This is a genomic window from Serratia sp. DFXYC6, assembly GCF_057196085.1.
The window spans coordinates 528,259-548,649 of record NZ_JBXUNV010000001.1 but is presented as its reverse complement, the minus strand read 5'-3'; the positions used below and the strand labels follow the sequence as shown (position 1 = coordinate 548,649).

The window sequence follows — 20,391 nt, the reverse complement described above, 5'->3', positions numbered from 1 at the left end:
CCATTCTGACAGCGTAGGTCGAACGGAGGCGAGCCAAAGCGCTTCCCGAGCCGACAACGGATCAATCCGTGCTTTATAGGCAAAAAAAAACGCGGCCCGAAGGCCGCGCTGTGTCATTCACACGCTGGTGCTTAGAACTGGTAAACCAGGCCCACGGCAACCACGTTGTCGGTGTTGATGCCGGCAGCGTCGGTGAAATCGTTGTTGTCCACCAGGTTGATTTTGTAATCAACATAGGTAGACATGTTTTTGTTGAAGAAGTAGGTCGCACCCAGGTCGACGAATTTGACCAGGTCTTGATCGCCGTAGTCCTTGCCGTTGCCGGCGCGGCCCAGGTCTTTACCTTTGGTCTGGTTATAGCCCACGAACGGACGCAGACCGAAGTCGAACTGGTAGTGCGCATAGGCTTCGAAGCTCTGCGCCTTGTTGGCGTAGCCGTAAACGCTGCTGTCGGAGCTGCCGAAACGCGCCGCGTTGTAGGACTGGGTGAACATCACCGCCAGATAGACATCGTTGGCGTCATATTTCAGACCGCCGGAGTAACCTTCCGCCTTGTCGCCGCGGCCCATGATGTTCTGGTGACCGTTACCGCCGTTCTGCTCGCTGGTGCGGCGAGAGTTAAAGAAGGCGCCCGCGGCGCTGATGCCGTAGCCCATGTCATAGCTCATGGACATGCCGTAGCCTTCGCCGTTTTGGCCCAGAACGTCACGACCGTTGTTGGTCTCTTCGCCGTTGCCGTTTTTACCTTGGTACTGCAGGGCGAAGTTCAGGCCGTCAACCAGACCGAAGAAGTCGTTGTTACGGTAGGTCGCCAGGCCGCTGGAACGCTGGAACATGAACTGGTCGGCGCCGTAGGTCATACCGTCGAACTCGGGCTGCAAGTCGGTATACGCCGCGACGTCGTACAGCACGCCGGTGTTACGGCCGTAGTCGAAGGAGCCGTAGTCGCCGAATTTCAGACCGGCGAAGCCGTAACGGGTGAAGTTCTTGTTGTCCTGGCTTTCAGCGTGGTTCAGGTTCGCCTGATATTCCCACTGGCCGTAACCGGTCAGCTGATCGCTGATTTGCGTTTCGCCGCGCAGGCCAAAACGCATATAAGACTGATCGCCGTCCACGCCGTTGTTGCTGGAGAAATAGTGAAGCCCGTTTACTTTACCGTACAAATCCAGTTTATTACCGTCTTTGTTGTAGATTTCCGCCGCGCCTGCTGTGCCTGCAACCAGCAGTGCGGGTACCATCAGAGAGAGTACTCGAAGTTTCATCGTTATTATCCTCGTTAATTATGTCGAGCTACGGCCACTGCCCTTTTCGAGCATTATTAGCACGACTGTGCATTACCATTCTGGTAACAAGGGTTATATTAATCCAGAAAGAAAATGATACCAAGTATCCGATAGTGTTTCATTGTAATTAATAAAGGTTTCAAAATGTAAATACGCGCGAACTTTCACAAAACATTACAGACAAACAAAATAAAGCACTTAAAGATAAAAAATAGACTAACTGATAAAAAATCATGTAGTTATACATATCTTTAAGAAAAAAAAGCCAACCATACAATTGAGCGAGACAATAAGCACATTGTGCCAAAACGCGAACCACGCGCAGCCGCTATAATCACCTCGCTATCATCATTATTTTCATTATTACCTTCATTATCCGAAGATAATTTCTGCATTCCTTTAACCGGCTTCTGGCCGGTTTTTTATTTTCCTCCCTACTCTCCTCACAATTTCAGCCCGTACAAATAGCACGCAAATAAATAACCCAATGATATAGTTTCATTAATTTACTTTCGCACTAATTGCTAATCTTTTTCCTTATTTTAGCCTACAAATTGAACTTGCTTTTCATTTCGTGCTTTATCTCATCGATTATTTCCCGCCGCAGGCACAATTAGCCGCAGAGATTCAGTTCTGGTAATCTGAAAAAAGCGCACCTTCAGCGAGTAAAATTCATGATGCCCTTTCAACCCGACGTGCTGTGGCGGCGGCTGCAGAGTTCCCCCTTCCGCGCTCGCTTCCGTTTAAATGCCAAGGACCAGACTTATCTCGAGGGTAAGGGATTGCCGCTGATCCTCAGCCATGCCCGCGATTTTATCGACCGCCGCCTGGCCGCCGCCCACCCTAAAAACGACGGCAAGCAAACCCCGATGCGTGGCCACCCGGTGTTCGTCGCCCAGCACGCCACTGCCACCTGCTGCCGCGGCTGTCTGGAAAAGTGGCACGGCATACCGCAGGGCGTCGCACTGGACGAACAGCAAAAGGACTATATTGTCCAGGCTATCGCGCTGTGGCTGGTGCGCAGAGGCGGTGCCAGGGATGTGTCAGGCACGAATATTTTCGACCCGGATCGCGGATTGTGATAAAAACTGTCAGTAACTTTCACCATTCTTTTGACCCAAGATCCTGACGCTTACATGACAGCCACCTTGTGCAATGAACAGCAAACGCCCGGCGTTCCTCAACAGATCGCCACCCGTCTGGCCTTTTTCGTCGCCGGTCTCGGCATGGCCGCCTGGGCGCCGCTGGTCCCCTTCGCCAAAGCGCGCATCGGTATCGATGACGGCTCGCTCGGCCTGTTGCTGCTCTGTATCGGCGCCGGCTCCATGTTGGCGATGCCGCTGACCGGTTTCCTGACCGGCAAACTGGGTTGCCGTGCGGTGATCCTGATGGCCGGGCTCGGGTTGTGCATCGATCTGCCGCTGTTGGCGCTGATGGACTCCCTCGGCGGCATGGCCGCGGCGCTGCTGCTGTTCGGCGCGGCGATCGGCATGATCGACGTAGCGATGAACGTGCAGGCGGTGATCGTCGAACGCGCCAGCGGCAAGGCGATGATGTCCGGTTTTCACGGTTTCTTCAGCATCGGCGGCATTGCCGGCGCCGGCGGCGTCAGCGCGCTGCTGTGGCTGGGGCTGACGCCGCTGCAATCCACCCTGCTCACCGTGCTGGCGGTGATCGCGCTGCTGACGCTGGCCAGCCGCCATCTGCTGCGTGAGAGCGGCGCCGATGACGGCGGGCCGATGTTCGTCTTGCCGCGCGGCTGGGTGATGTTCATCGGCATTTTGTGCTTTATCATGTTTTTGGCGGAAGGATCGATGCTCGACTGGAGCGCGCTGTTTCTCACCACATTGCGCGGCGTCGAACACAGCCAGGCCGGTCTGGGCTATGCGCTGTTTTCCATCACCATGACGCTCGGCCGGCTCAATGGCGATCGGGTGGTTAACTCGCTGGGCCGCTACCGGGTGCTGCTGCTGGGCAGCCTGTGTGCCGCTCTCGGCCTGAGCCTGGCCATCGCCTTCAATCACGCTACCGTTTCGCTGGTCGGTTTCATGCTGGTCGGCCTGGGCGCCTCGAACGTCGTGCCGATCCTGTTCAGCGCCGCAGGCAACCAGCGCGACATGCCGGCCAACTTGGCGATCGCTTCCGTCACCACCGTCGGCTATGCCGGTATTCTGGCCGGCCCGGCGCTGATCGGCTTCATCGCTCAGTTTTCCAGCCTGACGGTGGCCTTCGCTTGCGTAGCCGCTCTGCTGTTGGCGGTGGCCGCCAGCGCCAGGGCCGTCACTCGCTGATTCAGGAATGCGCAGCCACTATGCAAAATAAACAATTGACCATAAGCTCCAGCAACATTACCCGCTGCTTCCTGCTGTTTATCGTGCTGCTGACGATCGGCATCGGCCTGTATGGCTACAACTACACCAACGCCTGGCTGGCGGAAAAGAAGTACACGCTGAACAGCATCGCCGGTTCGCTGCAAAAGCGTATCGATGCCTACCGCTATATGACCTATCAGGTCTATGACAAATTCGGCAATGCGCCGGCGCAGAATGTCGATCCCGGTTTGCAGGAAACCCGCCTGCGGCCCGATGTCTATTATGTCGAGAAACCGCACAAGAAAACCGACGCGGTGATCTTCGGCAGCCATGACGAAAACACGCTGGCGATGATCGCCAACATCTCGGACTACCTGGACACCCGCTGGGGCGCCAAGACCGAGAACTACGCCATGTATTACCTCAATGGTCAGGACAATAGCCTCAGCCTGATCACCACCCAGCCGCTCAAAGAGCTGGCTTCGCGCTTTCGGGAAAGCTACCTGACCACCTCGGCGGACGAACGCCGCGCCGAGATGCTGCAACAGGCCAATATGCTCGACGAACGCGAGAGCTTTTCCGACCTGCGCAAGCAGCGCTTCCAGAACGCCTATTCGTTCTCGATTCGCACCACTTTCAATCAGCCGGGGCATCTGGCGACGGTGATCGCCTTCGATTTGCCAATCAACGACATCATTCCGGCCAATCTGGCCCGCGCCAATTTCCTGCTGCTGCCGGACGATGTCGATCTCGACGATAGCGCCATCCCGGCGGAAACCGTCCTCGGTACCCATGCGACGATGAGCGGCGGCTGGGTGGAATTCAGCGCCGCTCTGCCCAATGCGCCGCTGAAGGTGATGTATCGCGTTTCGGCCATCAATCTGGCCATCGATCTGCTGCGCAACAACATTTGGCTGATCGCAGTCAACTTGCTGCTGCTGGCGCTGTCGATGCTGAGCATCTACTTTATCCGCCGCCAGTACATTCGCCCGAGCGAAAACATGGCGGTAGAGCTGGAGGCCGAGCGCGCGCTGAATCAGGAGATCGTCTCCAGCCTGCCCTCCGGCCTGCTGGTCTACAGCTTCGCCAACAATACGGTGATCGCCAGCAACAAAATCGCCGAGCACCTGCTGCCGCACCTCAGCCTGCAAAAGATCGCCCATATGGCCGAACAGCATCACGGTGTGATCCAGGCGACGGTCAACAACGAGGTGTATGAAATCCGCATTTTCCGCAGCCAGCTGTCGCCGGACACCTACCTGTTCCTGATGCACGATCAGGATAAAGAGGTGATGGTGAACAAGCGGCTGCAGCAGGCGCGGCGCGAATACGACAAGAACGTGCAGGCGCGCAAACTGATGTTGCACAACCTGGGCATCGAACTGAATCAGCCGGTGCGCCAGATGCACGATCTGGTCGACAGCCTGCGCAACCAGCCGGATGAGGAACAACAGCAGGCTCTGCTGGGCCAACTGACGGCGGCGTCGTCGTCGGTGCTGGGATTGATCGATAACATCACTCTGCTGACGCGGCTGGAAACCCAGGACTGGCAACCCACGCGCGAGCCGTTCAACCCGGCGGCGATGATCGACGAGTTGCTGCTGGAAGCCCTGCCCGCCCTCAATCAAAAGGGGCTGGCGCTGTTCAAGCATTTCCAGCTGGACGTCGAGCAGAACTATATCGGCGATGCCAACGCGCTGCGCAAGGTGATCTCGCTGCTGGTGCATTACGCCATTATCACCACCGCCTGCGGCAAGGTTTCTCTGGTTATCGACCATGAGCCCGAGCACCCTGACCGCCTGATTTTCCAAATCAACGACACCGGCTCCGGCATCTCCAACGAAGAGATCAGCAACCTTAACTATCCGTTCCTCAGCCAGACGCTGGTGGATCGCTTCAACCACGGTTCCGGCCTCACTTTCTTCCTGTGCAATCAGCTGTGCAAAAAGCTTAACGGCCAGTTGGACATTCGCAGCAAGGTGGATATCGGCACTCGCTACACCATTCGCGTCGCCATGGAGATGGAGAAAAAAGAGCCGCAGGAGCAGGAAAAGCTGCTCGACGGCGTCACCGCCTTGCTGGACGTCACGTCGGATGAAGTGCGCGGCATCGTGACCCGTCTGCTGCAGGCCTACGGCGCCGACTGCCTCGTCGCCGAAGATCGCGCGGTCAACCGCGATTATGACGTGCTGCTGACCGATAACCCGCAGCGTGCCGATGATTACACCCTGTTGCTGGCGACCGATGAGCCGGGCTGGCAAGCGCTGGATAAACGCTACATTCGGGTGAACTATAATCTGAACGGCGCATTAATCGACGCCGTGCTGATGCTGATCGAACAGCAAATGGCCGCGCTGGAACAGGAAGAAAGCCCGCTTTCATTGAGCTCAGAAGATATCCAACTCTATGAAAAACAATTGAAATCAAGTGATTACTATGGGCTGTTTGTCGATACAGTACCCGACGATGTCAAAAAACTGTATACTGAGGCGGGCAGCAGTGATTTCAATGCGCTGTCACAAACCGCACACCGCCTGAAAGGCGTGTTTGCCATGTTAAATCTGCTTCCCGGCAAGCAGCTGTGCGAATCGTTAGAACAGCGCATCGCAGAAGGTGATGCGCCCGAGATCGAGAATAACATCAGTCAGATTGATTTTTTCGTCAGCAGACTGCTGAAGCAAGGTAGCCAACAACATGAATAACCTGAACGTAATTATTGCTGATGACCATCCTATCGTACTGTTTGGCATCCGGAAGTCACTTGAGCAAATTGAATGGGTGAATGTCGTTGGGGAGTTCGAAGACTCAACCGCACTGATCAACAATCTGTCCAAGCTGGACGCTAACGTGCTGATCACCGATCTGTCGATGCCGGGTGACAAATATGGCGACGGCATCACGCTGATTAAATACATCAAGCGCCACTATCCGCAGTTGTCGATCATCGTGCTGACCATGAACAACAACCCGGCGATCCTGAGCGCGGTATTGGATCTGGATATCGAAGGCATCGTGCTGAAACAAGGCGCGCCGACCGATCTGCCGAAGGCGCTGGCCGCCCTGCAAAAAGGCAAGAAGTTCACGCCGGAAAGCGTCTCCAAACTGCTGGAGAAGATCAGCGCCAGCGGCTATGGCGACAAACGCCTGTCGCCGAAAGAGAGCGAAGTGCTGCGTCTGTTCGCCGAAGGTTTCCTGGTGACCGAAATCGCCAAGAAACTCAACCGCAGCATCAAAACCATCAGCAGCCAGAAGAAATCGGCGATGATGAAGCTGGGCGTCGAGAACGACATTGCCCTGCTCAACTACCTCTCGTCCGTCAGCATGACGCCGTTGGACAAAGACTAAAGCCCGCCTCACGGCAGGTTAACGCCAAACAGGCACGGCATCCGCCGTGCCTGTTTGCTTTTCAGGCCTCGCTGCGGTTGTAGCGTACCTGCTGGCTGTAATAAGCCAATGTCTGCTCCAGCGTCTCCAGCGTAACCGGTTTCGACAGGCAATTATCCATGCCCGCCTCGAGGCAGCGCTGTTTCTCTTCCGCCAACGCGTTCGCCGTCACGCCGATCACCGGCGCGCTGAACTGCATCTGCCGCAGCGCCTGCGTCAGGCGATAGCCGTCCATGTTCGGCATATTGACGTCAGTCAGCACAATATCGACATGGTGCTGTTTCAGCACGCCGAGCGCGTCGACACCGTCGTTGGCGGTCACCACCTGATACCCCAGCGACCCCAGCTGATCGGAAAGCAGGCGACGGTTGATCGGATGATCGTCAACCACCAGCAGATAAATATCGCCGTTGTCCGCCGCACTGGCCTTGGCGGGCACCGGCAGCTGCACCAGCGCCTCTGCCGCGCCGTGGCCGACGCCGAACAACCGGTTGATTAAGGTCAGCGTTTCACGCGGCGTAGAGGTGCTGTGCATCCAATAGCCCGGCCGGGTTTCCTGCGATGGACCGATATGTTCGGTGGAGAATTGGATCTGAGCCAGCAGCGGCGTGTTCAGCATCAGCGGGTAATCGCTGAGCATCACCTCGCCGGCGGCGGTATCCTGCCCGTCATAGCGCTGGATATCGGCGCCGTAGCCGCCCAGAATCGCCATCAGGTAACTTTCCAGGCGCTGATTGCGGATATCCAGCCACAGCCGCCGGCCCTGCCAGGTATCGCTGGCCTGCGGGATCGGGAACTGGGCGTTAAACAATGGAATGCGAATGCTGAACAAGCTGCCCAGCCCCGGCTCGGACTCGACGGAGACGTCGCCGTCCATCAGGTTGACCAACTTCTCGCAGATCGCCAGCCCCAAACCGGTTCCCTGGAAGTGGCGCTGCACGCCGGTCCCCACCTGGAAGAACGGATCGAACAGGCGCGAGATTTCCTTCTCCGGGATGCCGACGCCGGTATCGCGCACGCTGAACTCCAGGTAACTGCCGCGGGTGCAGACCTGCAGCACGATACAGCCGGTATCGGTGAACTTGATGGCGTTGTTCACCAGGTTGGAGAGCACCTGCTGCAGCCGAACCGGATCGCCGAAAATGCGCTCCGGCACGTTCTGTTCGATAAAGCAGTACAGCCCCAGACGTTTCTTCACCACCAGCGGCAAATAGTTGCCGGCGATATGGGTGATCACCTCCAGGCAGGAGAACTCGCGCGGTTCGATCTTCAACTGCTCGGACTCGATTTTGGAGAAATCGAGAATATCGCTGATGATTTTCAGCAGCAGGCCGGAAGAGTTATTCATCGCGTTGACCAGCCGATCGACCCCTTGCGGCAGCGCCTTGGTCTGCAGCAAATCGAGGTTGCCGATAATGCCGTACAGCGGCGTGCGCAACTCATGGCTGACGGTGGCCAGGAACATCGATTTGGACTGGCTGGCCTGCTCCGCCGCCGCCGCCATCTCCTGCAGCGACTCTTCCATCTTCACGCGCGCGCTGACGTCCACCAGTACGCAGATCGCCACCTCTTCGTTACGGTAGCGCGAGTGGACAAAGCTGATCTGCAGGTTGTTATTGTTGCTGGTCATCACATCGACGAAATTCGCCTGCTGTTCGCAAATGATGCGCGTAATGCGATCGCGATCTTCGTGGGTCAACAGGTTGATGTAGTTATGCGCCAGTTCGTTACTCAGGATATTGGTGCCGTCGCTGATACGCAGGATGCAGATGCCCACCGGCGCCGAGGCGACAATCTTGCGGTTGAACTGCTCGTGTTCTTCCAGACGGAAGGCGTTCTCCTCCGCCGGCAAGAACATCTTGCGCTCAAACAGCCAGGCCAGCGTGAACAGCACGATAGCCGATAACAGGTTCAGCAACAGCGCGTTGAGGATCAGCATCTTGAAGCGTTCCACCACGCTCTTCACCGGCAGCGCATAAACGATGCTCAATGACGAAGGCGGCAACGCTTTCTTCAGGATCAGGTCGCGGTAATTGTCGACATAGCCGAAGTAGGCATGATCTGCGGGATAGTGGTTAAGTGAGGCGGCATAGCGATCGCCGTCCGCCAGGCGCAGCACCGGCTCGTTATTCTCATCCAGCAGCGTGACGCCGATCGGCAGGCTGCCGGCGGTAACGAAATCTTCCAGCCGGACGGTTTGCTCGATGCCCAGCAGCGCCTCCAGCTTATTACCGATATAGAGAGGCGTCAGCACATACAGATAACCGATGTCGGGCCGCTGCGCGCTGGGGCTGATCCAATACAGGTTGTTGTCTTTGTCCTGATTCTTGGCGTTGCGGTATTTCAGAATGCGCTCATGCAGCGACTTCAGCACGTTTTCCCGATTGGCGCTCGCGTTGCCGCCGCCGAACTCCGCCATACACAGGCTGTCGCCGCCGATGAAGAACACCCGGTTAAGATCGTAGGCCGCCACGAAGTTCTCTTTCCAATACTGGATCAGGCCGCTCAGCGAATCGAGCGAACTGCGGTAGGTGGTGCTCAGCGCGCAGTTGGACTCCGGGTACAGCGGAAAGAATTGCGGCGGGCTGCCTTTGCCGGGAAACACGCCGCTGAACATGTCCAGACTGCTGACCGAACCGTTGAGGCGATTCTCCGCCATATACTTGATGTCGCGGATGATGTCGGCGGAATGGCGGATGTAGCCCTGCGCCTGATCGAAGCTGAGGTTGTACTCCTGGCGGATGTCCGATTCTTTCTGATGCAGGATATTCAGAATATAAAAGGTGGTGAGCAGCGCCCCCAACGACCACAGCAAAATCGCCAGCACCCGGAACAAATAGCGGGATATTTTCAGCGTAGTTCGAAAAGAGGCTAAGTATTTCAATCGGATACCATACGAAAGTCAGTGACGGCGCGCGTTGTCGCCGGCGCGGCGGCCGGCGGCTCGGTGCGCCAATTAAACCATATAACTGAAAAAGGGCCTAGCATCGCTGCCAGGCCCTTTTGTCTCAGTGCATTACGGTGTCGGCATGCCGACGCCCTCACCTTGCTTAAACGTTGTCGTCGTCCATCGGCTCAGCCGCGTCGTCGCCATCGTCCAGCGGCGTGCTGTCTTCTTCCACCGCTTCCGCGCCCGGTTCCAGGCTGTCCAGCTCTTCGTCTTCCACCGGTTCGGCCACGCGCTGCAGACCGACGACGTTTTCGTCTTCCGCCGTGCGGATCAGCGTCACGCCCTGGGTGTTACGACCGACCACGCTGACTTCCGAAACGCGGGTACGCACCAGCGTGCCGGCATCGGTGATCATCATGATCTGATCGCTGGTTTCCACCTGCACCGCGCCGACCACCTGGCCGTTACGCTCGCTCACCTTGATGGAGATAACCCCCTGGGTGGCGCGTGACTTGGTCGGATACTCGGTCACCGCGGTGCGTTTACCGAAGCCGTTTTGCGTCACGGTCAGGATGTCGCCCTCGCCGCGCGGCACGATCAGTGAGATCACGCTGTCGCCTTCGCCGAGGTTGATGCCGCGCACGCCGGTCGCGGTACGGCCCATCGAACGCACCTGCGTTTCCGGGAAGCGCACGACTTTACCGTTGGCGGAGAACAGCATCACTTCGTTGCTGCCGTCGGTCAGATCGACGCCGATCAGCTCGTCGCCCTCGTTGAGGTTGACGGCGATGATGCCGGCGCTGCGTGGGCGGCTGAACTCGGTCAGCGCAGTTTTCTTCACGGTACCGCTGGCGGTGGCCATGAACACGTGGCGCCCTTCTTCATACTCGCGCACCGGCAGAATGGCGGTGATACGCTCATCGGCCTCCAGCGGCAGCAGGTTGACGATTGGGCGACCGCGCGCGCCACGGCTGGCTTCAGGCAGTTGGTACACCTTCATCCAGTACAGGCGGCCACGGCTGGAGAAGCACAGGATCGTATCGTGGGTGTTGGCCACCAGCAGGCGATCGATAAAGTCTTCTTCTTTAATACGCGCCGCAGATTTGCCTTTGCCGCCGCGGCGTTGAGCTTCATAGTCGGACAGCGGCTGATACTTCACGTAGCCCTGATGAGACAGGGTCACCACCACGTCTTCCTGGTTGATCAGGTCTTCGATGTTGATGTCGGAAGTATTGGCGGTGATCTCGGTGCGGCGGCCGTCGTTGTACAGCTCTTTGACCGCCACCAGCTCTTCGCGGATCACTTCCATCAGGCGCTCTGGGCTTTCCAGAATAAAGATCAGCTCGGCGATAAAGTTGAGCAGTTCTTTATATTCGTCCAGCAGCTTCTCGTGCTCCAGGCCGGTCAGTTTCTGCAGGCGCAGATCCAGAATCGCCTGAGCCTGCTGCTCGGTCAGGTAGTATTTTCCGTCGCGGATGCCGAACTCCGGCTCCAGCCACTCAGGGCGGGCGGCGTCGTCACCGGCGCGCTCCAGCATGGCGCTGACGTTGCCCAGATCCCACGGTTGCGCCACCAGCGCAACTTTCGCTTCGGCCGGGGTCGGCGCACGGCGAATCAGCTCGATGATCGGATCGATGTTGGCCAGCGCGATGGCCAGCGCTTCCAGGATATGGGCGCGGTCGCGGGCCTTGCGCAGTTCGAAGATGGTGCGGCGGGTAACCACTTCGCGGCGGTGACGCACGAAGGCTTCGAGGATGTCTTTCAGGTTCAGCAACTTAGGCTGGCCCTGATGCAGCGCAACCATGTTGATGCCGAAGGTGACCTGCAGTTGCGTCAGCGCATACAGGTTGTTCAGCACCACTTCGCCGACCGCGTCGCGTTTGACTTCGATCACGATGCGCATGCCGTCTTTATCGGACTCGTCGCGCAGCGCGCTGATGCCTTCCACGCGTTTTTCTTTTACCAGCTCGGCGATCTTCTCGATCAGACGCGCCTTGTTCACCTGATACGGGATTTCGTGAACGATGATGGTTTCGCGCCCGGTCTTGGCGTCGGCTTCCACTTCCGCGCGCGCGCGCAGGTAGACTTTGCCGCGCCCGGTGCGGTAGGCCTCTTCAATGCCACGGCGGCCGTTGATGATCGCCGCCGTCGGGAAGTCCGGCCCCGGGATGTGTTCCATCAGCCCTTCGATGCTGATGTTTTCATCGTCGATATAGGCCAGGCAGCCGTTGACGACTTCCGCCAGGTTGTGCGGCGGAATATTGGTGGCCATGCCCACGGCGATGCCCGACGAGCCGTTGACCAGCAGGTTCGGGATCTTGGTCGGCATGACGGCCGGGATCTGCTCGGTGCCATCATAGTTAGGCACGAAGTCGACGGTTTCTTTTTCCAGATCCGCCAACAGTTCGTGAGCAATCTTGGACATGCGCACTTCGGTATAACGCATCGCCGCCGCGGAGTCGCCGTCGACGGAACCGAAGTTACCCTGGCCGTCCACCAGCATGTAGCGCAGTGAAAACGGCTGAGCCATACGCACGATAGTGTCGTAAACCGCGCTGTCACCGTGCGGGTGATATTTACCGATCACGTCCCCGACGACACGGGCCGATTTCTTGTATGGTTTATTCCAGTCGTTACCCAATACGCTCATCGCGTACAGAACGCGGCGGTGAACCGGCTTCAGTCCATCACGAACATCTGGCAGCGCACGTCCGACAATAACGGACATCGCATAGTCCAGATACGAGTTTTTCAACTCGTCTTCGATGTTTACCGGTGTGATTTCTCTGGCAAGGTCGCTCATGGAGCTGCTATCCCTCTACTAATGATTCATCTGCCCGCTGCCATAGTGGCAAAGGTGTAAAACTATATCACAAAGCACGCTTTACGGGAAAATAACCGCCGCTGTTTCACGGAAATTGTGCAGATAAGTGCGCTAAAAACGCATCGGCACAGACGATGCCGCGCCGGAACATGTATAATCCGCGCAACGAGAACAAGGAGCCAGACAAGCCCATGAACGCAGAATCATCCAGCCGAGTGCAAAACGTTGACCACCAGGAAATCGCCAAGTTCGAGGCCGTCGCCTCCCGCTGGTGGGATCTGGAAGGCGAGTTCAAACCGCTGCACCGCATCAACCCGCTGCGCTTGAACTACATCATGCAGCGCGCCGGCGGCATTTTTGACAAGCAGGTGCTCGACGTGGGCTGCGGCGGCGGCATTCTGGCGGAGAGCATGGCGCGCGAAGGCGCCAAGGTAACCGGGCTGGACATGGGCGCGGAGCCGCTGCAGGTCGCCCGGCTGCACGCGCTGGAAAGCGGCATGGACGTCACCTATGTGCAGGAGACGGTGGAAAGCCACGCTCAGGCCAACCCGCAGCGCTACGACGTGGTCACCTGCATGGAGATGCTGGAGCACGTGCCCGATCCGGCCTCGGTGGTGCGCGCCTGCGCCCAACTGGTGAAACCGGGCGGCCACGTGTTCTTCTCCACCATCAACCGCAACACCAAAGCCTGGCTGATGGCGGTGATCGGCGCGGAGTACGTGCTGAAGATGGTGCCGCAGGGCACCCACGATCATAAGAAGTTCATTCGCCCTTCCGAATTGATCGGCTGGGTCGACGGCACGCCGCTGCGCGAAAAGCACATGATCGGCCTGCATTACAACCCGATCACCGATCATTTCAAGCTTGGGCGCAACGTTGACGTGAACTACATGGTGCACACCCAGCACGAAGGTTGAGCGCTGTAAACCGCGCCGGCCCTGCGTTATCGGGGTTCGGCGCCAACGCGCTGTTAGGAAAAATACCTAATTTCCGCGACTTCGATCAAAATCGTGGTTGTAGACAGTTTTTTAGAATATTAAATCAGATCAATATGCCGTTTTTTTCTAACGTTTAATAAAGCGCCAAACGATCGGTTTTTTCAGTTTTTAAGGAAAATCTGATCTCGCTTATTGACAAGCTTGTCGCGCCAGTCACGGCGCGCACTGCGAACGGCAAGTTACATTTCACCCCCAAGTTATCCACAAATTAGGCCGGTTTTGTTCACTTGCAAACGCCGTTTTTTCTCACTATCTTGTTACCTCACCGACATACAACCCCTATATATAGTGTTTACATACTGAGCAGAGCGACTACACTTCTGCTTAGGGGCACCATACGGACAGGTAAAACACCACATGAACCAAAGTCTGCTTGTAACTAAACGCGATGGCCGTAAAGAGCGCATCAACCTCGACAAAATCCACCGGGTCATCGATTGGGCCGCAGAAGGATTGCACAACGTCTCGGTTTCTCAAGTAGAGTTGCGTTCCCACATTCAGTTTTATGACGGCATCAAAACCGCCGACATTCACGAAACCATCATCAAAGCCGCTGCCGATCTGATCTCCCGCGATGCGCCGGACTATCAGTACCTGGCCGCTCGCCTGGCGATCTTCCACCTGCGCAAAAAGGCTTACGGCCAGTTCGAGCCGCCGAAGCTGCACGCTCACGTGACGCGCATGGTCGAGATGGGCAAATACGATAAACATCTGCTGGAAGACTACAGCGCTGAAGAGTTCGAGCAGATGGACTCCTTTATCGATCACTGGCGCGACATGAACTTCTCTTATGCCGCCGTCAAGCAGCTGGAAGGCAAGTATCTGGTGCAGAACCGCGTCAGCGGCGAGATCTACGAAAGCGCCCAGTTCCTGTACATGCTGGTGTCCGCTTGCCTGTTCTCCAACTACCCGCGTGAAACTCGTCTGGACTACGTCAAACGTTTCTACGACGCGATTTCCACCTTCAAGATTTCGCTGCCAACGCCGATCATGTCCGGCGTGCGCACCCCAACCCGTCAATTCAGCTCCTGCGTGCTGATCGAGTGCGGCGACAGCCTGGACTCCATCAACGCCACCTCCAGCGCCATTGTGAAATACGTTTCGCAACGCGCCGGTATCGGCATCAACGCCGGCCGCATCCGCGCGCTGGGCAGCCCGATCCGTGGCGGGGAAGCTTTCCATACCGGCTGCATTCCGTTCTACAAACACTTCCAGACCGCCGTCAAATCCTGCTCGCAGGGCGGCGTGCGCGGTGGCGCGGCAACGCTGTTCTACCCAATGTGGCACCTGGAAGTGGAAAGCCTGCTGGTGCTGAAAAACAACCGTGGCGTTGAAGGCAACCGCGTGCGTCACATGGACTACGGCGTGCAGCTGAACCGCCTGATGTACCAGCGTCTGATCAAGGGCGAAGACATCACCCTGTTCAGCCCGTCCGACGTGCCGGGGCTGTATGACGCATTCTTCGCCGATCAGGACGAATTCGAGCGTCTGTACACCCAGTACGAAAAAGACGACAGCATTCGCCAGAAGCGCGTGAAAGCGGTTGAGCTGTTCTCGCTGATGATGCAAGAGCGCGCCTCTACCGGCCGCATCTACATTCAGAACGTCGACCACTGCAACACCCATAGCCCGTTCGATCCGCAGATCGCGCCGGTGCGTCAGTCCAACCTGTGCCTGGAAATCGCCCTGCCGACCAAGCCGCTGGAAGACGTCAACGACGAGAACGGCGAAATTGCGCTGTGCACCCTGTCCGCCTTCAACCTGGGCGCGATCGACAGCCTGGACGATCTGGAAGAGCTGGCGACCCTGGCGGTGCGTTCACTCGACGCCCTGCTGGATTATCAGGATTATCCGATCAAGGCCGCGCACCGTGGCGCGATGGGGCGTCGCACCCTGGGCATTGGCGTGATCAACTTCGCCTATTACCTGGCGAAGAACGGCGTGCGCTACTCCGATGGCAGCGCCAACAACCTGACCCACAAAACGTTCGAAGCCATTCAGTACTACCTGCTGAAAGCCTCCAACCGCCTGGCTCAGGAACAAGGCGCTTGCCCGTGGTTCAAAGAAACCACCTATTCGCAGGGTATCCTGCCGATCGACACCTACAAGAAAGACCTGGATGCGATCTGCAACGAACCGCTGCACTACGACTGGGAAACCCTGCGTAAAGAGATCCAGGAAACCGGTCTGCGCAACTCGACGCTGTCCGCCCTGATGCCGTCGGAAACCTCTTCGCAGATTTCCAACGCCACCAACGGCATCGAGCCGCCGCGCGGCCACATCAGCATCAAGGCGTCGAAAGACGGCATCCTGCGCCAGGTGGTGCCGGAGTATGAGCGTCTGAAAGACAACTACGAGCTGCTGTGGGAAATGCCGAGCAACGACGGCTATCTGCAGCTGGTGGGGCTGATGCAGAAATTCATCGACCAGTCGATTTCGGCCAACACCAACTACGATCCGACCCGCTTCCCGGGCGGCAAGGTGCCGATGAAGCAGCTGTTGAAAGACCTGCTCACCACCTACAAGTTCGGCGTGAAAACGCTGTACTACCAAAACACCCGCGACGGCGCGGAAGACGCCCAGGAAGATTTGCAGCCTGCCAAGGCCGGCGATGATGACTGCGAAAGCGGCGCCTGCAAGATCTAAAGTTTGACCTAGCGGGCCGGAATTTTCCGGCCCCTTCATTTAGCCACGTTACGATGGATTCAGGCTTATGGCTTACACCACTTTTTCTCAGACCAAAAACGACCAGCTGCAAGAGCCGATGTTCTTCGGCCAGTCGGTAAACGTTGCGCGTTTCGACCAGCAAAAGCATGAAATCTTCGAAAAACTGATCGAAAAACAGCTCTCCTTCTTCTGGCGCCCGGAAGAGGTTGACGTCTCTCGCGATCGCATCGATTATCAGGCGCTGCCGGAGCACGAGAAGCACATCTTCATCAGCAACCTGAAGTATCAGACCCTGCTGGACTCCATTCAGGGCCGCAGCCCGAACGTCGCCCTGCTGCCGCTGATCTCGATCCCTGAACTGGAAACCTGGGTGGAAACCTGGTCGTTCTCCGAGACCATCCACTCCCGTTCCTACACCCACATCATCCGCAACATCGTCAACGATCCGGCGCTGGTGTTCGACGACATCGTCACCAACGAAGAGATCAAGAAGCGCGCGAAAGACATTTCCGGCTACTACGACGATCTGATCGAGATGACCAGCTACTATCACCTGCTGGGTGAAGGCACCCACCAGGTGAACGGTAAAACCGTCACCGTCAATCTGCGTGCGCTGAAGAAGCAGCTGTACCTGTGCCTGATGAGCGTGAACGCGCTGGAAGCGATCCGCTTCTACGTCAGCTTTGCCTGCTCCTTCGCGTTCGCCGAGCGCGAATTGATGGAAGGCAACGCCAAGATCATCAAGCTGATCGCTCGCGACGAAGCGCTGCACCTGACCGGCACCCAGCACATGCTGAACCTGATGCGTTCCGGTGCGGACGATCCTGAAATGGCGGAGATCGCCGAGGAGTGCCAGCAAGAGTGCTACGATCTGTTCGTGCTGGCCGCTCAGCAGGAGAAAGAGTGGGCGGAATACCTGTTCCGCGACGGCTCGATGATTGGCCTGAACAAAGACATCCTGTGCCAGTATGTGGAATACATCACCAATATCCGCATGCAGGCGGTCGGCCTCGGTCTGCCGTTCGAAACCCGCTCCAACCCGATCCCGTGGATCAACGCCTGGTTGGTGTCCGACAACGTGCAGGTAGCGCCGCAGGAAGTGGAAGTGAGCTCTTACCTGGTTGGCCAGATCGACTCGGAGATCAACGCCGACGACCTGAGCGACTTCGAACTGTAAGCGATGGCGACGCCTACCGTAACGCTGCGCGCCGCCGGCACGCAGCTCTCTTGCCCTAACAGTGAAAACTGCCTGCTCGACGTGCTGGAACTGCACGATGTGCAGGTAGAGTACCAATGCCGCTCCGGCTATTGCGGCGCCTGCCGCCTGAAGCTGGTGAAAGGTGAAGTGGCCTACCGCCAACAGCCGCTGGCGTTTATCAACGCCGGCGAAATCCTGCCCTGCTGCTGCATACCGCTGACGGATATCGAGCTGGAAATGTAAAGTCGGGTGCCGGAAACCGCGCCTGGAGACCAGAAGGCGGGGTTGCCCCCGCCCTAGGATTACCGCTTCACCTCACACGCCAACCTGATCAGGATAGTGATATTTTCCTGGTAGATTTTCAGTTCGCACAGCGAATCTCTTATCATCCAGATAAATAACAAAACCGTAATACATACAACGGTTAGCGAGTGAAATACATGCCTTAAGCGCATGCTTGCCTCCTTGCTGTGAAGGGGCTACCATACCGGTGTCTAGGCGGTATGTGCAGCCCCATTCTGATTGAGAGTCAGTCTGGGGCTTTCATCTATCCGCCTTGTCACACAATGCCCAAGACGAACAGTCTCAAGCACCCGTCAAGAGAGTAACAGCATTCCCTCACCGCGAATATCCCCTATAAGATTATGATTAATCAGGGATATATAACTATCCTCAAAGTATTTCGCTTAGCGCCCCTTTCCCGCCGATGTGGAAAAATAACGCGCCGGGGAATCGCCGAAGGCTTTACGAAACATGGCGATAAAATTGCTCGGCGAGGCATACCCCAGCGCCTCCGCAATCTGCAGCACCGTTTCGCCTTCGGCCAGCTTCGCCAACGCATATGACAACCGAGCCTGCTGACGCCACTGGGCAAAACTCAACCCCGTCTCGCCGATCATCAGCCGCCGCAGGGTACGCGGCGACATCGCCCCCCATTCAGCCCACGCCTCCAGTGAACGTTCGCTCCCCGGTTGCGCCAGCAAGGCCTGCAGAACGCCGGCCAGGCGCGGATGGGACGACATCGGTAAATACAGCGGCTCCGTCGGCGCCAGCCGTATCTCATCCCGCATCACCTGCGCCATACGATCCTGTTCCAGGGTAAGCGCGCTGCGTTTGTCCCAACCTTCCGCACGCTGAGCCAGCGCCTGCAGCACGGCGCTGATGCCGATAACGCAAGGTGTATTCGACAGATCGTGGCAGGCCTCCGGCGCCAGCAGCAAACTCCAGCCGCTCAGCGCGCCGCAGACCTGCACCCGGTGCTCCGTCCCCGGCGGGATCCAACCCGCCCGCTGCGGCGGCAGCACCCAATCGCCCTGCGCCGTGCGTACATGCAGCAAGCCGCTTTCGACGCACAGCAACTGCCCGCGCACATGCTGATGCCAGTCGTATTCTCGCGTGCCCAACCGATACTCCCGGCCTGCCGCGTCGCGGCCGCCAAGCGCGATAAGCCAGGGGCCCGCGGACCATTCGCTGCAGTCAGCGTCGAGGGCATGAAGGTTTGCATCCATATTGGCCACTAATCACTATTTTTAGTCCAGATACCGTTATACCAACCTTTTCCTGCGCCGACATAATGAAATGCTTCCGGCCGCGACCGTCTGTGGCCACTGTTTCACGAGGGAATATGATGACAACACTCAGCATTGGCATTATCGGCGCAGGGCCCGGCGGCCTGTGTCTGGCTCAGGGACTGCGCCGCTTCGGCATCCACGCCACGGTATTTGAACGCGACGCCACGCCGCAGGCGCGCGATCAGGGCTACCGGCTGCGCATCGATCCGTCGGGCCAGCAGGCGCTGGCCGCCTGCCTGCCGCCGGCACACTACCGGTTGCTCTGCGCCGGCAGCGCGCAAAACAGCGGCGAGAGCAATCTATGGGATCCGCAGCTTGCCCCGCTCACCGGCCGACGCCCCGAGCACTGGTTGCCCTCCAGCCAGCGACAAACGCAAGAACCGAGCGGCGATCTCGGCATTCATCGCCAAACGCTGCGCGAGATCCTGCTTGCCGGCCTGCAAGACCAGGTGCGCTTCGGCCATACCTTGCGTGAATTTGCACAAACGCCGCAGGGCGTGGAACTGCAGTTCGCCAACGGCGAGCAAGTGCGGGTCGATGTGCTGATCGCCGCCGACGGCGTCAACTCGCTGGTGCGGCGGCGCTGCCTGCCTGAGGCGGGGCCCAAAGACAGCGGCGCGGTCACCCTTTACGGTAAAACGCCGCTCGATGCGGCGACCGGAGCCCAATTGGCCCCCGAACTGCTGAACGGCGTATCGGTGATCTTCGCCGACGGCGTGTCGCTGGTGCTTGAACCGATGCGCTTTCAGGCCCCCATGGCGCAGTTGGCGGCCGACTACGCGCCCGATTGCCGCCTATCACCGGTCGACGACTATCTCTATTGGGCCTGCATCGGATCGGCTGGGCGTCTCGGCGGGCCGGTGCGAACTGAGGGAACCGCTGCGCTGCAGGCGCGCGTACGACATATCTCGCAGGGATGGGCGCCCGCCTTGCAAACGGCGTTAGCGCTGGCGGATCCCCTGTCGCTCAGCGTGCGGACGGTGCAGGTTACGGCGGCGATGCCAGAATGGCGCAGCGAACGCATCGCCTTTCTCGGCGACGCCGTGCACGCCATGAGCCCGGCGGGTGGGCTCGGCGCCAACACCGCGCTGGTAGACGCCGCCAGCCTGGCGGCGCATCTGGCGCACTCAGACAGCGCCGCGCAGGCGCTCAGGAACTACGGTACAGAGCTGCAAACGCGAGGCGCGGCGGCAATACGTCTTTCACGCCTGGCGTCCGAACGGCTACAACAAAACAGTGAGGCAGACAACTCAGCGCCATGAGC

14 protein-coding genes are annotated in these 20,391 nt (G+C 58.1%); 9 read left to right on the top strand and 5 right to left on the bottom strand.

The annotated features are described in order from the left end of the window. Nucleotides 1-131: 131 nt before the first annotated feature. Nucleotides 132-1,262 (bottom strand): porin OmpC, encoded by a 1,131-nt coding sequence (gene ompC, locus AC2CGQ_RS02750; RefSeq protein ID WP_031300730.1) that lies wholly within the window; start codon nt 1,260-1,262, stop codon nt 132-134. Nucleotides 1,263-1,957: 695 nt separating this feature from the next. Between ompC and AC2CGQ_RS02745 the strand changes: the two genes are divergently transcribed. The 4 genes from AC2CGQ_RS02745 to rcsB are packed head-to-tail and all read left to right on the top strand — an operon-like array spanning nt 1,958 to nt 6,940. Beyond that, on the top strand, nt 1,958-2,365 hold the full coding sequence (locus tag AC2CGQ_RS02745; protein ID WP_015378553.1) for a DUF4186 domain-containing protein: 408 nt from the start codon (nt 1,958-1,960) through the stop codon (nt 2,363-2,365). A 54-nt stretch (nt 2,366-2,419) separates the two neighbouring features. Further along, complete coding sequence (locus AC2CGQ_RS02740) at nt 2,420-3,574, top strand: MFS transporter (RefSeq protein ID WP_031300733.1); 1,155 nt, start codon at nt 2,420-2,422, stop codon at nt 3,572-3,574. Between the two features lie 20 nt (nt 3,575-3,594). Continuing rightward, entirely contained in the window at nt 3,595-6,297 is a 2,703-nt protein-coding gene (gene rcsD, locus AC2CGQ_RS02735; RefSeq protein ID WP_342140094.1) for a phosphotransferase RcsD, read from the top strand. Continuing rightward, on the top strand, nt 6,290-6,940 hold the full coding sequence (rcsB, locus tag AC2CGQ_RS02730; protein ID WP_004935900.1) for a response regulator transcription factor RcsB: 651 nt from the start codon (nt 6,290-6,292) through the stop codon (nt 6,938-6,940). The genes rcsD and rcsB overlap by 8 nt, the downstream gene beginning before the upstream one ends. Before the next feature lie 61 nt (nt 6,941-7,001). On the opposite strand, the gene rcsC is transcribed toward rcsB, so the two are convergent. Further along, nucleotides 7,002-9,863, bottom strand: coding sequence for a two-component system sensor histidine kinase RcsC (gene rcsC / locus AC2CGQ_RS02725; protein WP_033632526.1), 2,862 nt, complete (start codon nt 9,861-9,863; stop codon nt 7,002-7,004). Between the two features lie 166 nt (nt 9,864-10,029). Beyond that, nucleotides 10,030-12,672: a DNA topoisomerase (ATP-hydrolyzing) subunit A gene (gene gyrA, locus AC2CGQ_RS02720; protein WP_015378557.1), complete on the bottom strand. Its 2,643-nt coding sequence runs from the start codon at nt 12,670-12,672 to the stop codon at nt 10,030-10,032. A 212-nt stretch (nt 12,673-12,884) separates the two neighbouring features. Between gyrA and ubiG the strand changes: the two genes are divergently transcribed. The 4 genes from ubiG (at nt 12,885) to yfaE (ending at nt 17,799) form a co-directional block, all read left to right on the top strand. After that, on the top strand, nt 12,885-13,610 hold the full coding sequence (gene ubiG, locus AC2CGQ_RS02715) for a bifunctional 2-polyprenyl-6-hydroxyphenol methylase/3-demethylubiquinol 3-O-methyltransferase UbiG (protein ID WP_004935909.1): 726 nt from the start codon (nt 12,885-12,887) through the stop codon (nt 13,608-13,610). 438 nt (nt 13,611-14,048) lie between these two features. Next, a complete protein-coding gene (gene nrdA, locus AC2CGQ_RS02710) occupies nt 14,049-16,337 on the top strand; it encodes a class 1a ribonucleoside-diphosphate reductase subunit alpha (RefSeq protein WP_004935912.1) in 2,289 nt (762 codons plus the stop codon). Between the two features lie 67 nt (nt 16,338-16,404). Further along, nucleotides 16,405-17,535 carry a class Ia ribonucleoside-diphosphate reductase subunit beta gene (nrdB, locus tag AC2CGQ_RS02705; protein ID WP_004935915.1) on the top strand — a complete coding sequence of 377 codons (1,131 nt, stop codon included), beginning with the start codon at nt 16,405-16,407 and terminating at the stop codon, nt 17,533-17,535. A gap of 3 nt (nt 17,536-17,538) precedes the next feature. Next, entirely contained in the window at nt 17,539-17,799 is a 261-nt protein-coding gene (gene yfaE, locus AC2CGQ_RS02700) for a class I ribonucleotide reductase maintenance protein YfaE (RefSeq protein WP_033632524.1), read from the top strand. A 59-nt stretch (nt 17,800-17,858) separates the two neighbouring features. Here yfaE and AC2CGQ_RS02695 read toward each other — a convergent pair whose 3' ends face one another. Continuing rightward, the gene (locus tag AC2CGQ_RS02695) at nt 17,859-18,011 is read right to left on the bottom strand and encodes a Hok/Gef family protein (RefSeq protein WP_004935921.1); all 153 of its coding nucleotides are present in this window, start codon (nt 18,009-18,011) and stop codon (nt 17,859-17,861) included. Between the two features lie 231 nt (nt 18,012-18,242). Continuing rightward, entirely contained in the window at nt 18,243-18,959 is a 717-nt protein-coding gene (locus tag AC2CGQ_RS02690) for an AraC family transcriptional regulator (RefSeq protein ID WP_238545843.1), read from the bottom strand. A 221-nt stretch (nt 18,960-19,180) separates the two neighbouring features. Between AC2CGQ_RS02690 and AC2CGQ_RS02685 the strand changes: the two genes are divergently transcribed. Further along, nucleotides 19,181-20,389 (top strand): FAD-dependent oxidoreductase, encoded by a 1,209-nt coding sequence (locus AC2CGQ_RS02685; protein ID WP_484593456.1) that lies wholly within the window; start codon nt 19,181-19,183, stop codon nt 20,387-20,389. Nucleotides 20,390-20,391: the final 2 nt, after the last annotated feature.

Coding starts and splice junctions, on each gene's coding strand:
- ompC (WP_031300730.1), bottom strand. CDS start 1,262: ATGAAACTTCGAGTACTCTCTCTGATGGTACCCGCACTGCTGGTTGCA.
- AC2CGQ_RS02745 (WP_015378553.1), top strand. CDS start 1,958: ATGATGCCCTTTCAACCCGACGTGCTGTGGCGGCGGCTGCAGAGTTCC.
- AC2CGQ_RS02740 (WP_031300733.1), top strand. CDS start 2,420: ATGACAGCCACCTTGTGCAATGAACAGCAAACGCCCGGCGTTCCTCAA.
- rcsD (WP_342140094.1), top strand. CDS start 3,595: ATGCAAAATAAACAATTGACCATAAGCTCCAGCAACATTACCCGCTGC.
- rcsB (WP_004935900.1), top strand. CDS start 6,290: ATGAATAACCTGAACGTAATTATTGCTGATGACCATCCTATCGTACTG.
- gyrA (WP_015378557.1), bottom strand. CDS start 12,672: ATGAGCGACCTTGCCAGAGAAATCACACCGGTAAACATCGAAGACGAG.
- ubiG (WP_004935909.1), top strand. CDS start 12,885: ATGAACGCAGAATCATCCAGCCGAGTGCAAAACGTTGACCACCAGGAA.
- nrdA (WP_004935912.1), top strand. CDS start 14,049: ATGAACCAAAGTCTGCTTGTAACTAAACGCGATGGCCGTAAAGAGCGC.
- nrdB (WP_004935915.1), top strand. CDS start 16,405: ATGGCTTACACCACTTTTTCTCAGACCAAAAACGACCAGCTGCAAGAG.
- yfaE (WP_033632524.1), top strand. CDS start 17,539: ATGGCGACGCCTACCGTAACGCTGCGCGCCGCCGGCACGCAGCTCTCT.
- AC2CGQ_RS02695 (WP_004935921.1), bottom strand. CDS start 18,011: ATGCGCTTAAGGCATGTATTTCACTCGCTAACCGTTGTATGTATTACG.
- AC2CGQ_RS02685 (WP_484593456.1), top strand. CDS start 19,181: ATGATGACAACACTCAGCATTGGCATTATCGGCGCAGGGCCCGGCGGC.